Consider the following 15,115-nt stretch of genomic DNA (forward strand, 5'->3'; position numbering starts at 1 on the left):
GACACGCGGCGGGGGCGCGAGGGGCTCTTCAACACGCTAAAAGGAACCGGAGAAAATTTTCTCCAGTTCCTTTTTGGGTTTTTCTGTTATTCTTTATTGAGTGCTTCCAGACGCGCCTTGTTCTCTGCAATGACCTTTTCCTGAACCGGCTGGGGCGCTTCGTCGTACCGCTCGAACTGGGATACGAACGAACCGCGGCCCTGCGTCATCGAACGCAGCGTGATCGCATAGTCGGTCAGCTCGGCCATCGGCGCTTCCGCGACGATCTCCTGCTTGCCGCCCTCGATCGGGTTCATGCCCATGATGCGGCCGCGGCGCTTGTTCAGGTCGCCGATCACATCGCCCATGTAAGCATCCGGAACGACGGTCTTGATCGCGGAGATAGGCTCGAGCAGAACCGGGCTGGCCTGCGGAATGCCCGCCTTGTAGGCCAGACGCGCCGCCATTTTGAACGAAAGCTCGTTAGAGTCCACATCGTGGTACGAGCCATCGGTCAGCACAGCGTGCAAGCCGACCAGCGGATAGCCCGCCAAAACGCCATGCTCCATCGCTTCGCGGATGCCCTTATCTACCGCCGGATGGAAGTTCTTCGGCACGGAACCGCCGAAAATCTTTTCCTCGAACAGATAATCGCCCTCGGTATACGGCTCGAAGTCCATCTTGACATGGCCGTACTGGCCGTGGCCGCCGGACTGCTTCTTATGCTTGCCTTCCACCGATACCTTTTTGCGGATCTTCTCGCGGTAAGGTACGATCGGCTCGGTCAGATCGACATCAACGCCGAATTTATCTCTCAGCTTGGCGCACAGCACATCCAGATGGATGTCGCCCGCGCCCGAAATGGTGTGCTGCTTGGTCTCGGGGTTGAATTCGGTTTCAAACGAAGGATCCTCATCGTGCAGACGGCTGAGGCCGGCGGAAATCTTTTCTTCCGCGCCCTTCACCTTAGGCACGATACCGCGCGTGTAGCACGGCGGCGCGATCTCGATCGGCTCGAGTTCTACCTTGCGCACGCTCATGGAGAGCGTGTCGCCGGTCTTGGTGGTGACCAGCTTGGATACCGCGCCGATGTCGCCGCAGCCGACAAGCGGCACCTCGGTCGTCTTTTTACCGCAGACGGTAAAGATATGGCTCATTTTTTCGTTCGCGTCCGCCCGCTTGTTGACAAGCACCATGTCCTGCTTGACCTCGCCCGACATCACCTTGAAATAGGAGAAGCGGCCGTACTGGTCGGCAACGGTCTTGAACACAAACGCGCAGGCGGAACCGTTGGGCGTGCAGTTGATCTCAATCAGTTCGCCCTTTTCATCCTCACACAGCTCGATGGGCTTTTCATCCGGCGAGGGCATGTAGTCCGCAATGCCCTTGAGCATGGCATAGGAACCGATACCGGTCGCCGCGGTGCCGCAGAACACGGGCGCGATGACCAGATCCTTAACGCCCTGACGGATGCCAGCGATCAGCTCTTCATCGGAAAATTCCTCGCCCGCAAAGTAACGCTCCATCAGTTCTTCGGACAGCTCGGCCACGTTTTCGCAAAGCGCGGCGCGGTGCTGGTCGATGCGCTCCTTCATATCCTCCGGGATCGGGATCTCGACGCGCTTGTTGCCGTCCATCTTGTAGGCCTTGCGGATGACGCAATCGACCACGCCGACGGTATCGCGGTTGCCTTCAAAGATCGGCACGACGATTGGCGCGACGGATACGCCGAATTGCTTTTGCAGCTTATGCAGCGAGGTATAGTAATCCGAGTTTTCCTCGTCGATCTTGGAGATGTAGAACATGCGCGGCATGGCGTGCTCTTCGGCGCGCTCCCACGCTTTTTCCGTGCCGACGCCCGGGCCGGATTTGCCGGTCGCGACAATCAGCGCGGATTCCGCCACGCGCATCGCGCAGTTTACTTCGCTTTCAAAGTCGAAGAAGCCGGGCGTATCGAGCAGATTGATCTTGCAACCCTGCCACTCGATCGGCGCGACAGCGGTAGAAATCGTGAACTGGCGCTTGATCTCTTCGGGATCAAAATCGCACACGGTGTTGCCATCTGTGATTTTACCGACACGATCGGTCACGCCAGCGATGTTCAGCAGGCTTTCGATCAGCGAGGTCTTGCCGTCGCCGCCATGGCCCATCAGACATACGTTGCGAATCTTATTTACTGGATAATTGGCCATATGTTTATAACACTCCCCTGCCCTTGCTCCATGCGCGGGCACTTTGTTTCGGGAACAACTCCCTGTTTGTTATTATACACGAGTTTGCATGTCGTTGCAAGCGGTTTTTTGTGCAAGTTTATGAGGTTCGTCCGACGCAACCGGACAACACCCGCGTACGTTCGGCCCAGCAAATTTTTCTGCGCATTCCATACAATTTCCATTTTATCATTTTGTGCAACTCGACGAATTTTTATTTTTTTCAAATTTTCTGTCACAAATCGCCCTTGTCAAACGTTTATATAGTATACGAACCTTTGGAGGGATGGAATATGACCAGAGCCTATATCGCGACCGCCGCAGCCGTACTGATGGTAGCACTTGCCGTGTTTTCCATCCTATCCGTCATGCCGTTTTAAGCGTTGCCGTACATTCTCTTTTTTCTTCATTTCTTTTTTGACAAAGAGCCGTTTCCAGTAAGGAAACGGCTCTTTGTCATTTGTCTGAAAGCAGCTTTTCCAGCGCGTCGCGCAGCAGCTTCATATCGATGGGCTTGGCCACATGCGCGTCCATACCGGCGGCCAGCGCCGCCTGCACATCCTCGGAAAAGGCGTTGGCCGTCATGGCAACGATGGGGATGGTCGGCGCGTCCGGCCGGTCAGCCGCGCGGATGGCCCGCGTGGCTTCATAGCCGTTCAGCTCGGGCATCTGCACATCCATTAAAATCGCGTCATATGTGCCGGGAGCGGCGCTTAAAAACGCCTGCACGGCCCGGCGGCCATCCACGGCCACGGTCGAGCGCGCGCCGTGCAATTCGAGCAGCGCGCCCAGTATTTCGGCATTGATCGCATTGTCCTCCGCCACCAGAAAGTGCCGCCCGGCAAAAGCCGCGTCCCCGGTCTCCGCGCCGGCCGAATAGGGTTGTCCGTTCATCGTATCGGCGCAATCCGCCATCTCGCAGGAGCGAAAGTCCAGTGTGACAAAGAAGGTGGTGCCTTCGTCCACGCGGCTTGTAACACGGATGTCGCCGCCCATCAGATCGATCAAGCCCTTCGTGATGCTCAGGCCAAGACCGGTGCCCTCCATGCGCCCGGAAACCGATTCGCGGCTGCGGGTAAAGGGCTCAAACAGATGCGCGAGAAATTCCTCCGACATACCGCACCCATTGTCCTGCATGGTAAAACGATACCTTGCCCAGCCCGCGCCTTTGTTTTCCGGCAATTCATCCACCGTAAACCGCACCGTGCCGCCCCGCGGCGTAAACTTGACCGCGTTCCCAAGGATATTGATCAGGATCTGATTCAGGCGCAGCGCATCTCCATAAAAGCACGGATGATCCAGCGGGCCCATGTGCCGTTCCAGCGTAAGGCCGCCCGTTTCCGCCTGCGGCTGCAAAATGGCGAATAGCTGCTCGACCAGCTCGGGCAGTAAAATCTGCGTGCTGCCCAGCGTTACTTTGCCGCTTTCGATCTTGCTCATATCCAGTACATCGTTGATTAGGCTGAGCAGATGCTTGGAGGAGATCGCAATTTTGGACAGGCAGTCCCAAACACGTTCGGAATCGCCAAAATGGGCGGTGGCCAGCGTGGTCATACCCATAATCGCGTTCATCGGCGTGCGGATATCGTGGCTCATTGCGGAAAGGAAGTCGCTTTTGGCGCGGCTTGCTTCCTTAGCGAGCGCGAGCGCCTGTTCCAGTTCATCCTTGGCCTGCCGTTCGGCGCGGAGCATATCGGTCACATCGGCCCGCGCAAGGCAGACGCGGCCGAGCGACATATCCGCCGCTGAGATCGTGATGCGTTTGATGCGCTTGCCCGTCCCGGAAGATACGGTGGCGTAAGTAAACGAATAGGGACCCTCGCGCGCGAGCCGGTCCATGATATGATCCCGCTTGAGCATGTCGAAAAACGCTTCCCGATCCTCGCGCACCACATAGACTTCGCCGAAATGCCGCACAGCGTCCGAATAACAGTGGCGTTTGGGCCAAGCGTCCGCGCTTTGCGTAAAGGCCAAGGCGGTAAAGCTATCCTCCTGCACATCCACGTCAGCTACCAGATCGTAGCCCGTCAGGGAAAGACCGCGCAGGATACGGTCTGATATCACCTGATCGGTCACGTCCATAACGGTCAGGATACCCGTTACGTCGCCCGTATCCGGCTCGGCCACCAGATGCACCGTGATCTGCACATAGCGGCCCCGCTTTTCCCGCGGCATGCGCATGAAGCATTTCAGCCGCTGCTCGGACTCGCCGCGCCGAAAAGCCGCAAGCGCCGGCTCGTTCAGGTAGCGGTCCAAAAACGCCTGCCGCTCCGCCGGATCAGGGATTAACTCTGAAATACCGGTAAAAAAGGCGTTGCGCTCGTTGCCCAGATTATTCAGCAGATCGGAACCGGTAAAGTCGATGATCTCTTCTATCCGGCTTTGGGTCACATTGCAGTGACCCACGATCAGCGTATTCGGACCGGGCGAGCGGTAATGCTGTAAAAGCAGCTCTTTATACTGCTGGCGGATGCGCTCCTGATCCTCCATTTCCCGCGTCACATCGTTGCAGGTGGCATAGATGCGCTTGGCGCCGGTTTCCTCCCGCGCGATGGACAAACGGCATTTGATCCATATCGCGCTTCCGTCTACCCGTTTCAGCCGCCCGCGCAGTTCCAGAAAGTCGTCCTTCCCCGCTACAAATTCCCGTATCAGACGGCTCACGCGCGGTGCGTCGTCCGGATGGATACAATCCAGCACATCGTTCCCATAGCGCTGCTGCGCTTGCTCGGCCGTCATGCCGAGCAGCGCGCCGAAGCCTTCGGATAGATATTCCGTAAGGTAATGCTGCTTAGCGCTCAGCCGCACGACGGCAACGCCGCCGGGCAGATTGCTCACAATGGTTTGGAAGTACTGCTCAAGCCGCACCATTTCCTTTTGCGTTTCCTTCAGATCGGTGATATTGTGGAACACGCAGTGCAGCAGCGGACAGCCATCCTGCTCGCCGGTCTGCTTGGCCAGCACATGCACCCAAACGGTATGCCCGTCCCGGTGCAGCTTGCGGAATTCAAAATCCGCCACGGTGTGGTTTTGCAGCGCCTCGTTCACCCGGCGAACGACCATTTCCGTATCCGCGGGATGGGTCATTTGCACCGCGTCGCCACGGCAAAGCTCCCGGTATTCTTCCACGGTATAACCCGTTATCTCGGGCACGCCGTCGGAAAAGTAAATGGTTTCAAAGCGATCGGATATCTTATAGATCGCCACGCCGCCCGGAATGGCGTTGATGATATCCTGCATTTTTTCGCTGGATTCGGCCAGTTCTTTTTCCAGCCGCACCCGCTCGCTGACATCGGTATACACCGCGTACAGCAGCTTGGAGCCATCCTCCTGCGCCTTGACCGAACCGTCGAGCTGAATCCAGCGGTATTCTCCTTTTTTATCGTTAAACACACGGTAGATATGCCGCATGACGCGCCCCGTGCGGATGGTCTCCGCGATTTTTTGCGCAAGCGCGGGCAGATCGTCCGGGTTCACGCCAAGAAAGGTGGTCTCCTGTTCCATATCCGCGATGTGCTCATCCGAATAGCCCATGATCTCGTAAAAAGCAGGGTTATGGAACACCGGCGCAATCGTGCGGCCATCGTACCGGTAGCCGCACAGGCCGCAGGGAACGCTGCTGAAGGTGGTCTCCAGCTCCTCCGTGACCGCGCGCACCCGCGCTTCCTCACGCTTTTGGTCGGTGATATCCAGTATGTATTCGATATGGGCGCGGCGGCGTCCCCAAAGGATGACCTTGCCGCTCAACTGATAAACGCGGCCCGTGGAGGGCAGGCGGAACTCGCGCACGCACAGCTCGTCCTCCCGCATTTCGCCGATCCTGCAAAACGGACAAGGGCGGTCAAAGCCAGCGGCGCCGTAGCAGGTGGTCTTTCCCACGATCCCAGACCGCAGAAGAAGCTCGCGGGCCAACCGGTTTGCATAGAGCAGCTCGTAATCGTCCAGCGCGCTCACATACATGGCAACCGGAGCATTATCCAAAACGGCCGCCATTTGATCCGGGGATAAAACAACGCCCTGCATCATCAGCTTCCGCCCCCCTTCCATTACATACCTTCATTCTATCCCACACGACCGTCAATTACAAGTTGAAAAGCGTTCGCAGCATCAAAAACGGACGGACCGTAAGAAAAAAAGAGGAAGAAAAACGCACGGTTTTCTTCCTCCTTTTTCTGTTCTTGCCCCGGTTCAGTGGGTTTGCTGTGTGATGATAAACACGGGGATGTACCAAATCAGTAAATAAAGCAGCAGGTGCAGCACGGGCAGCGCGGAGACGGCGTTCTGGAACAAAAGGTAGAACACAATCAGCATACCGCACACCCCGGCGAACGCGCCCAGCGTGATGCACGAGCGCACCGCGCCCGCGAGCTTATCCGCCGCACGCAGCACCGTGATGAACGGCCCGGCGCCCTCGCGCGTCAGGATGGCAGCCGGCGCGTCGTCTGCGGTATAGGCCGCGTCCATGATACGGTCGACGGTGGCCGGGTCGGGCTGGTCGGCAAAGCCGCGTTTCAGATCGAACTGACTTTCGACCATGGCGGGCGAAATATTAAAATCCGTTACAGCCAGCGCGGCGCTCATATGCATGCGGCGCATGGTGCGCATGGCGTGGTAGGTGCCCTTGGTCGGCTGATAGCGCAGCGTCAGCACGCCCGCGAGCGCGCCGTCCACGACCAGATAAGCGTTGCAGGTGTCCGCGCTCTGTCCGGCGCGCATGCGCACGCCCATTTTGACCATCAGCGCCGCCGTGCCCAGCACGGCGCGGTGCCCGCCTACTTCACCGGCAACGCCGCCGTCTACCAGCTGCACGCTTTTGGCGCTGGCGACCGCGCCGTACCGCTCGCGCAGCGTTTCGTTCAGCACGCGGCCAAGCTCCAGCCCGGCCCCGTCGGTCAGAGCGGCGGCAAAGGCCAACACCTTATCATCCGCCATGCCGCCCATGTTTTGCAGCGCTTCCAGCGCGATCGAACCCGCGGGGAACAGATCGTTCTCCGTCAGGATGACTTCCTCCGTGCCGCGCAGCAGACCGGCTTGACGCGCGCCCGCGAGCGCCGCGCCCGTGCCGAGCAGGCGGCGGGATACATTTTTATACCCCGCGCCGAACGCGCACAGCAAGCCGATCGGCGCGGAAACGGATAGGAGCGCGGAAAACGCCCAGAAAAAGCGGATCGGATCACCCCGGCCGAGCGAAGCCACCAGCGCGAAGATAATGGACGCGGCCAAAGCGATCGGCGCATAGATCATGGAAAAGCGGTCGATCGTGTCCGGGCGCTCCATTTCGCGGAGAAAATCCTCCATCTGGCCGAGCGGACCCTTGACCGCGCGGCACACATCGTCCGTCCGGTCATAATGGCTGTACACCGCCATCGGCCGCTCCGCCGAAGCGATCGCCTTATATGCTCTCGCCCGCGCCGCGCAGCGGCCGCGCTCTTCGCGCATGGCCGCGTAAAGCAGCAAAATGCTGACGGCAAGATACGGAATCTCCACACCGGACTGGTTATCGAACACAATGATGGACGCGCCGTGCAGCAGCGAGGCGATCACTGAGAACGAGACCAGCGTGGAGCGGTCCGGAATGCCGTGAAACAGGTTGAAAAAGCCCATGCCGAATACGTCGACGCCCAGAAATATCGCGATAAATTGCAGCAGCATCAGCGCGCCAATCGCGATCGACTGGTTTTCGCCCGCATCCAGCGCGATGGGCACCGGCAGCATTTCAAACGTGGGCGCAAGGCTTAAGTAAGCGGCGGCGGCGGCGAGCAGCAGCACCAGAAGCGACCGCACATTCAGCCCGCGCGCGCGGCGAAGGGCCGAGCGCTGGGCCTGCGTGGGATCGCGCAGAACGATGTCTTCCTCTTCCTCGGCCTGCTCGGCGGCAAGGCGCGCGGCGCGCTCCTCCTTGCGGGACAGCTTCTGTCCGCGCGCGCGCTTTTGGGCGCGCGGAGAGGGCTGCGCCTGTTCGATCTCCTCTTCCGGCGGCTCGGCCGCGCGTGCGACGCGGACGGCGCGCTTTTGTTCGGCCTTTGCGCGCTTTGTGCTTTCCTTTGCTTCTCGGGCGGCGCGGCGCGCCTTGCGCTCGTCCACCTCTTGCTGTTCAAAAGCGCTCAGATCGGGCAAGTCGTCCTCGCCCACGATTTTTTGCTGCGCGGGCCGCGTTTTGGGAGCGGTCTGCGCGCGGGGCGCGGGCTGCGGCGCGGCTTTGGGCGCCGCTTGCCGGCGCGGCGCTTCCGGGCGCGCTTGCGCCTGCGGAGCGGCCTGTGTTCTGGGCGTTGGCTGCGGGGCGGCCGGAGCTCTGGGGGCGGCCTGCGCGCGGGGCGCCGGCGCCGCGGGCGGCTGGCGCTTTGGCTGCGCCGGGGCCAGCCCTTCCACTTCGGCGATGATGGAATCGAGGTCGAATTCCCCGCTGTCCGGCACGTCGTTTAAATACGCCTTGAGATCGTCAAGGTTCATGGTTTCGTCTTTTCTGTCCATATCTCTGTGATCCCTTTCTCTATTTCGCGTGCGTACGGCGGCGCACAGCCTCGAACAGCATCACAGCGGCGGCGTTCGACGCGTTGAGCGAATTGACGCGCCCCCGCATCGGGATGCTGACGATATAATCGCATTTTTTCGCGCGTCAGGCGGCTGAGGCCTTCGCCTTCGGACCCAATCACCAGCGCGCAGGGCCGGTCAAAATCCGCTTCAAAAAGCGGCGCGTCGCCGTCGGCCTCTGCGCCGAACAGCCAAATGCCGCGCGCTTTCAGCTCGTCCAGCACGGCGGCGAGGTTATTTGCCTTGTGCACGCCCATGTGGGCCAGCGCGCCGGCGGCCGCGCGGGCCACCGCGGCGGTCAGCCCGACCGCGCGGCGCTTGGGGATCACGATCCCATGCGCACCCGCCGCCTCGGCGGAGCGGATGATCGCGCCCAAATTGTGCGGGTCCTCAATGCCGTCGCATACGACGAGAAGAGGCGGCTCTCCGCGCTGCTCCGCGACGAGCAAAATATCCTCCAGCGCCACGTAATCCTGCGCGGCCACCTGTGCGATCACGCCTTGATGGCTGCCGGTCGGGCTCATGTGGTCTAATTTGCGTCTGTCGCACGTGACCACCGGCACCCCCTGTTTTCTCGCGGCGGAGGCAATATCACCGCCGCGGCCGCCCTCTGCCAGAAAAATCTTATCGATCGTCCGGCCGGCGCGCAGCAGCTCCAAAACGGCGTTGCGCCCTTCGATCAGCGTTCCGTCGTCCTGACGCGGCGGGCGCTCGCTCCGATATCCACTGGACATTTTTGTCCTCCCATTTAATTTCAGATAAATGGATTATACCATATTCGATGCCTACTATTCAACGCCGCTCGACCGAATTCGTGAAAAAAGCACAAAAGTTCGGCGCGTTTTTCCAAAACGCCCGAACCTTTGCGCCCGTTTTACTCTGTCCCGGCGCGCTGCTTCGCGCCATAGGCAGTGGGAAAGTACCATGGCGTGCCGCCTGCCAGCGCGCCGCCGTCCACGTTATACACCTGCCCCGTCATATAGCTCGACGCGTCGGACAGCAGCAGGATCGTCATGCCCATCAGTTCCTCCGGCTGCGCCATACGGCGGCAGCAGGTCATGTCCTCAATGCAGGACAGCCTAGCCCGGTCCTCCTTTAGTTCGCGGCACAGCGGCGTTTCAACAAAGCCGGGCGCGATAGCGTTGGCCTGAATGCCAAACGCGCCCCACTCGACCGCCATCGACCGCGTCAGTCCCAAGATGCCGCTTTTGGCGCAGCCGTAAACCGAGCTGCCGCCGCAGATGCGCGTGGAATTGTAGGAGGCGATATTGACGATCTTGCCGCCCCGCACCCGCATTGTCTTGCGCACCACCTGCTGCCCCATGAAAAAAGCCGCCTTCAAGTTGACGTCCATGATCGCGTCGTACAGCGCCTCGTCCACATCGAGCAGGCCCAACCGCTTGCTGACGCCCGCCCCATTAACCAGACCGTCGATGCGGCCGTGTGCCGCAAGCACCTCGTCCACACAGGCCTCGATCTCGCTCACCCGCCGCAGATCGACCCGGTGCGCAGTATGTCCCGCGCCCTGCATGGTTGGTAGCACCGCACGCACGGCGTCCAAGTTTAAGTCGCACAGCGCTACCTCCCGCGCCCGCGCCCGCAACGGCCCGCGCCATCTCGCTGCATATGCCGCCGCCCGCGCCGGTGATCAAAACCACCTTGCCTTCTAAAGAATAGTGTTTTCGCAGATTTTCCGCAACATTCACCGCTATCAGCTCCTTCTTATCCTCACACCGTCAACACGATCTTGCAAGCGTCCGCTTCCCGCTGTCCGGCAAGCGCGAACGCTTGCTCGTACTGCTCCAGCGGAAAGGTATGCGTTACAAAACGCCGCAGCATTTCCATACGCGCGGGCAGCGCCGCCAGCACCTTGGGAAACATTTTGTACTGATGCCGGGTGCCCGCGATGGTCAATTCCTTTTGATTGAGCGGTGCGAAATTGACCGTGACCGGGTCGCTGCTGAACGACAGCGGCACGATCGCTCCCGCGGTCGCCGCCAGCTCGATCGAGAGCGGCAGCAAGGAAACGTCGTCCGTCGCGTCAAAGATCTCGTTCGCGCCCACGCCGCCGGTCTGTTGCATGACCAGCGCCAGCAAATCATCCTTTTGCGGATCGATCGCCGCATCCGCGCCAAAGGCTGCCGCCCGGCGGCGACGGCTTTCACTTGGGTCGGATACGATCGCGCGGGCGCCCAGCCGCTTTGCGGTATCCAGCACCATCAGGCCGATCGGCCCCGCGCCATGGATCAACACCGTGTCGCCGGGCAGAGTGCCCGCCCTCGCATGCGCTTGCTCGCCGATCGTACAGGGCTCGATCGCGGTGGCAAGCGCCCAACCAATATCGTCCGGCAATTGGAAAAGGTTGCGCGCCGGACTGACAAAATACTCGGCAAAGCCGCCGTCCACATGCACGCTGACGATCTGCAGGTGTTGGCATACGTTGCGCCTGCCCCGGCGGCAGGCGTGGCAATCGCCGCAGTATCGCAGCGGTTCCGCGATCACCCGGTCGCCGGGCGCAAGCCCGGTCACGCCGTCGCCGATCGCCTGTACCTCGCCCACGATCTCATGCCCCGGAATGCGCGGGTACTGCGCCGCGGAATTGCCGCCGCAGAGCAAATGCAGATCCGAACCGCAAATGCCCACGGCGCGTACCCGGACCAGCACGTCGTCCGGCCGAATGATACGCGGCGGTTCCACCTCACGCAATCCATAAACGCCCGGCCTTTCGACCACGATTGCTTTCATACTGATACCGCCTTTCCTTCCGCTGCCGCGCGGATGCGCGGCACGATCCGATCATAGGGCGCTTGCTGCTCCAAAAGCACGCGGTTGCCGCAGATGAATCCGCGTACCCCCTGCTTTGCGAGCCGGGGGATCACCGCGGGCGTAACGCCGCCGTCTATCATCACGGTATAGCCCCACCGCGCCTGACCGGCGGCAAACCGCTTGATCTTCGGCTCGACAAAGTCCAGATAGCTTTGTCCGGCAAAGCCGGGATTCACCGTCATCAGCAGCACATAGTCGCAAAGCGGCAGCAGCTCCTCCACCTGTGCAAAGGAGGTCCCCGGATTCACCGCCAGACCGCTCTTGCAGCCCAGCGCGCGGATCGCCGCAAGGGTCGCCGCAGGGTGGCGGTCCGCCTCCGCGTGAACATACAGGATGTCGGCCCCGTGCTCCGCCGCCAGACCGATGTAGCGCGCCGGGTCGTTCACCATCATATGCACATCGATCGGCCGCTTCGTATGGCGGCGTATCGCGTCCAGATCCTGCATGCTCATTCCAAGGTTGCCGACAAAGCCGCCGTCCATCAGGTCAACATGAAACAGATCGACCCCCGCGCGGTCCAGCGCTTCCACCTCTTCCGCGATGCGGTCCACCGGCAGGTAAAAGGCGGATACCGAAAGAACAAGAGATTGCATGCTTCGCCTCCCTTTTCTGTTTTGCTCGGATGAATCATTTTGCCCACCGGCGTGCTGCCGGCGGGCAAAAGAAATGTGTACGTTGTTGGTTTACCTTCCTTATCCCGCCAGCAGATTGGGCAAAAAGGTGACGATTTGCGGGATATACGTGATCAGCAGCAGGCAGATGATCAGCTGCGCGATATAGGGCAGCGCTTCCCTTGTATAGTCCTCTATTCGCGTGCCGGTGATCGAGGTGGAAACGAACATCATCGCCCCGAACGGCGGCGTCATGCCGGCGATGGTCAGGTTGACCGCCAGCACGATACCGAAATGGATCAGATCGATGCCAAGCGCCTGCGCCGCAGGCACCAAAAGCGGCGCGAGTAAGATCATCGCCGCGCCGCCGTCGAAGAACATGCCGACGATGAGCAGCAGGATGTTGACGACGATGAGGAACACATACGGGTTGGAAATGCCGCTGATGATCGCTTCGGAAATCATATTCGGCAAACGCTCCCAAGTCAAGTAGATCGAAAACGCCTGCGCGCCCGCCAGAATGAACATAACGCCGGCCGTGTTCACGACCGATTCCTTGATGATCTTCGGAATGTCGGACGGCTTGAGCTCCTTATAAACGAACATGCCGATGATAATGGCATACAGTACGCAAATCGCGCCCGCCTCCGTCGGCGTGAAAATGCCGAAGCGCAGGCCGAGAACGAGGCCGAACGGCACGAACAGTGCCGGCAGCGCATCGATAAACGCGCGGCCGAACTCGCCGCCGGAAGCCGCCTTTTCGCGCGAGGGCTTGTAGTTTCTCTTTTTGGAGATCCACCAGGTGAGCACCATCATGGTAACCGTAATGACGATGCCGGGGATATAGCCCGCGTAGAACATTTTAGCGACCGATACGTTGGACGCGGTTGCGTATAGGATCAGGATAATGCCGGGCGGGATGATCGGCGTGATGCACGAGGACGCCGCGGTGACCGCGCAGGAAAACGCACGGTTATAACCCAGCTTCTCCATCTGCGGCACCAGCATTTTGCTTTGCAGCGCGGCGTCCGCGTTCGCGGAGCCGGACAGGCCGCCCATCAGCGCGGAGAGCAGCACATTGACCTGCGCCATGCCGCCCCGCATTTGGCCGACGATCATTTCCGCCAGCCCCATCAGACGCTTTGTAATGCCCGAATAGCCGAACACCACGCCCGCGCAGGTAAAGAACGGGATCGCCAGATAAGTGAACGATGAATTGGACGAGATCATTTTTTGTATCATGCTGCACGGGTCCATCGTCCCCGGGGCGAGCAGAAAATAGCTGGCAGCCGCAATGATCATAGAATAAGCGACCGGCACCTTGAGAAAGAACAGAACGAATAAAATGATGATCGGCACTACAGACCAGAATGACACAGCGTTTCCCCCTTTCTCAGGTACGTTCCTCAAGGGCGGCTTCTTCGATCTTTTCGCCCTTTAGGCACTTTATCATGTTATAGAATGAATAGCCGCCCAAGATCAGGGCCGCCGCCGGCACGCTCAGATCGACCCAGAAATACGGGATGCGCAGGATCGGGGTCGAACGCACCAGCCCTTGGATCGAAAGCTCGATTCCCCAAACGATCAGGCCGATATTGGCCACGCCGACCAGCGCGAAGGTAAAGACCTGCACCACGCGCTGCGCCCCATCCGGCAGGCGGCTGACCAGCGCGTCAATGGAGATTAGCCCTTGATTGCGGTATACGATGCAGATGCCGAAAAACACCGCCCAGTTAAAGCTGAGATAGGCGATCTCCTCCGCCCAAGCGAACGATTTGGAAAACAGAAAACGCGCCAGTACGTTGACTGTTATGACGCCGACCATGACGACAAAGCCGGTTCCCGCCACGATCGTTTCCAGACGGTATAGGATATCTCCGAATTTTTTCATATGTGGTTCCTCCATCCGGTCCGGCAGTGCGATCGCTTACGCGATCGCCTGCTGGATGCGCTCATAAAGACCATCCGACCACTCCGGGAACTGTTTCGGCGTGTCCTGCGCGGCTTCGATAAACGCGGCCTTGTCGATCTCGATGATCTGCACGCCCTCGTCCACCAGCTTTTGCTCATATTCCTTTTCCACGCTCTGCACCCGCTCGACCGCCTTATCGGCAAAATCGGAAGCGCAGTCGTCGATCGCCTTTTTCGCCTCGTCCGATAGCGACTGGTACACCTCTTCGCTCATCACGATCGCGGTGGAGGCGATCAGATGCTCGGTGCGCACCAAATACTTGCAGGGCTCGTACAGGCGCGCGGAATACAGAAGGCCCATCGGAGACTCCGCGCCGTCCGCCACGCCCTGCGACAGCGCTTGATAGGTTTCGCTCCACGCGGTGTTGGTCGCGTTGCCGCCGAGCACGCGCACGACTTCGTTCCACATCGGCGTGGCCGCGCAGCGGATCTTCAGCTTGCCGATATCCTCGCGCGAATGCACCTCTTTATTGCAGATCAGGTTGCGCGCGCCAAAGTAATGCAGGTCAATCAGATGCAGGCCCTTATCCGCCAGCGCCCGGCTCCATTCCTCGCCAACCTCGCTTTTCCAAAGCGTTTTGATCTGTTCGGGAGTCTGAATCAGGTAAGGCGCCATACCGGCCGCCAGATCGGGCACGTAATTTGCCAGATAGGAAAGGTCGCAGTCCACCACGACCGGCTGGCCCATGGCCGCCATTTCGAGTACGTCGGCGGTCGCGCCTAGCGCTTCGGAGGGATACAGCTCGTAGTTCACTTCCTCGCCGGAGGCCTCGCGGATATCGGAAAAGTACTCGTCGTACCACTGGTACTCGGGATCGGTGCTGGCCTTGACGAAGTTGAACTTCAGCGTGACCTTGTTTCCGCCCGCCTCGCCGCTTTGCCCGCCGGCTGTTTTCGCGTCGCCGTTTCCGCAGGCCGCCAGTGATACGCACAGGCTCGCCGCTGTCAATGCTGCTAACAATCGCTTTTTCATTGTGAAAACCCCTT

10 protein-coding genes are annotated in these 15,115 nt (G+C 60.0%); all 10 read right to left on the reverse strand.

Going from position 1 to position 15,115, the window contains the following annotated elements:
* Nucleotides 1-86: 86 nt before the first annotated feature.
* Complete coding sequence (locus RWV98_RS11640; protein ID WP_317860893.1) at nt 87-2,171, reverse strand: elongation factor G; 2,085 nt, start codon at nt 2,169-2,171, stop codon at nt 87-89.
* A 474-nt stretch (nt 2,172-2,645) separates the two neighbouring features.
* Nucleotides 2,646-6,215, reverse strand: a complete 3,570-nt coding sequence (locus tag RWV98_RS11645) for a hybrid sensor histidine kinase/response regulator (RefSeq protein WP_317860894.1) — start codon at nt 6,213-6,215, stop codon at nt 2,646-2,648.
* Between the two features lie 162 nt (nt 6,216-6,377).
* Nucleotides 6,378-8,660, reverse strand: coding sequence for a hypothetical protein (locus RWV98_RS11650; protein WP_317860895.1), 2,283 nt, complete (start codon nt 8,658-8,660; stop codon nt 6,378-6,380).
* A complete protein-coding gene (rlmB, locus tag RWV98_RS11655) occupies nt 8,636-9,454 on the reverse strand; it encodes a 23S rRNA (guanosine(2251)-2'-O)-methyltransferase RlmB (RefSeq protein ID WP_317860896.1) in 819 nt (272 codons plus the stop codon). Before rlmB ends, RWV98_RS11650 begins: the two co-directional genes overlap by 25 nt.
* A 140-nt stretch (nt 9,455-9,594) precedes the next feature.
* Nucleotides 9,595-10,323 (reverse strand): SDR family NAD(P)-dependent oxidoreductase, encoded by a 729-nt coding sequence (locus RWV98_RS11660; protein ID WP_317860897.1) that lies wholly within the window; start codon nt 10,321-10,323, stop codon nt 9,595-9,597.
* A gap of 125 nt (nt 10,324-10,448) precedes the next feature.
* Nucleotides 10,449-11,465, reverse strand: coding sequence for an alcohol dehydrogenase catalytic domain-containing protein (locus RWV98_RS11665; RefSeq protein WP_317860898.1), 1,017 nt, complete (start codon nt 11,463-11,465; stop codon nt 10,449-10,451).
* The gene (locus RWV98_RS11670; RefSeq protein WP_317860900.1) at nt 11,462-12,139 is read right to left on the reverse strand and encodes a ribulose-phosphate 3-epimerase; all 678 of its coding nucleotides are present in this window, start codon (nt 12,137-12,139) and stop codon (nt 11,462-11,464) included. Before RWV98_RS11670 ends, RWV98_RS11665 begins: the two co-directional genes overlap by 4 nt.
* 99 nt (nt 12,140-12,238) lie before the next feature.
* Nucleotides 12,239-13,534, reverse strand: coding sequence for a TRAP transporter large permease (locus RWV98_RS11675; RefSeq protein WP_280960742.1), 1,296 nt, complete (start codon nt 13,532-13,534; stop codon nt 12,239-12,241).
* Between the two features lie 16 nt (nt 13,535-13,550).
* Nucleotides 13,551-14,048, reverse strand: a complete 498-nt coding sequence (locus RWV98_RS11680; RefSeq protein WP_317860902.1) for a TRAP transporter small permease — start codon at nt 14,046-14,048, stop codon at nt 13,551-13,553.
* 36 nt (nt 14,049-14,084) lie between these two features.
* Nucleotides 14,085-15,101 carry a TRAP transporter substrate-binding protein DctP gene (gene dctP, locus RWV98_RS11685; RefSeq protein WP_317860904.1) on the reverse strand — a complete coding sequence of 339 codons (1,017 nt, stop codon included), beginning with the start codon at nt 15,099-15,101 and terminating at the stop codon, nt 14,085-14,087.
* Nucleotides 15,102-15,115: the final 14 nt, after the last annotated feature.

The sequence above is a fragment of the Agathobaculum sp. NTUH-O15-33 genome, from assembly GCF_033193315.1.
GTDB lineage: Bacteria > Bacillota > Clostridia > Oscillospirales > Butyricicoccaceae > Agathobaculum > Agathobaculum faecihominis_A.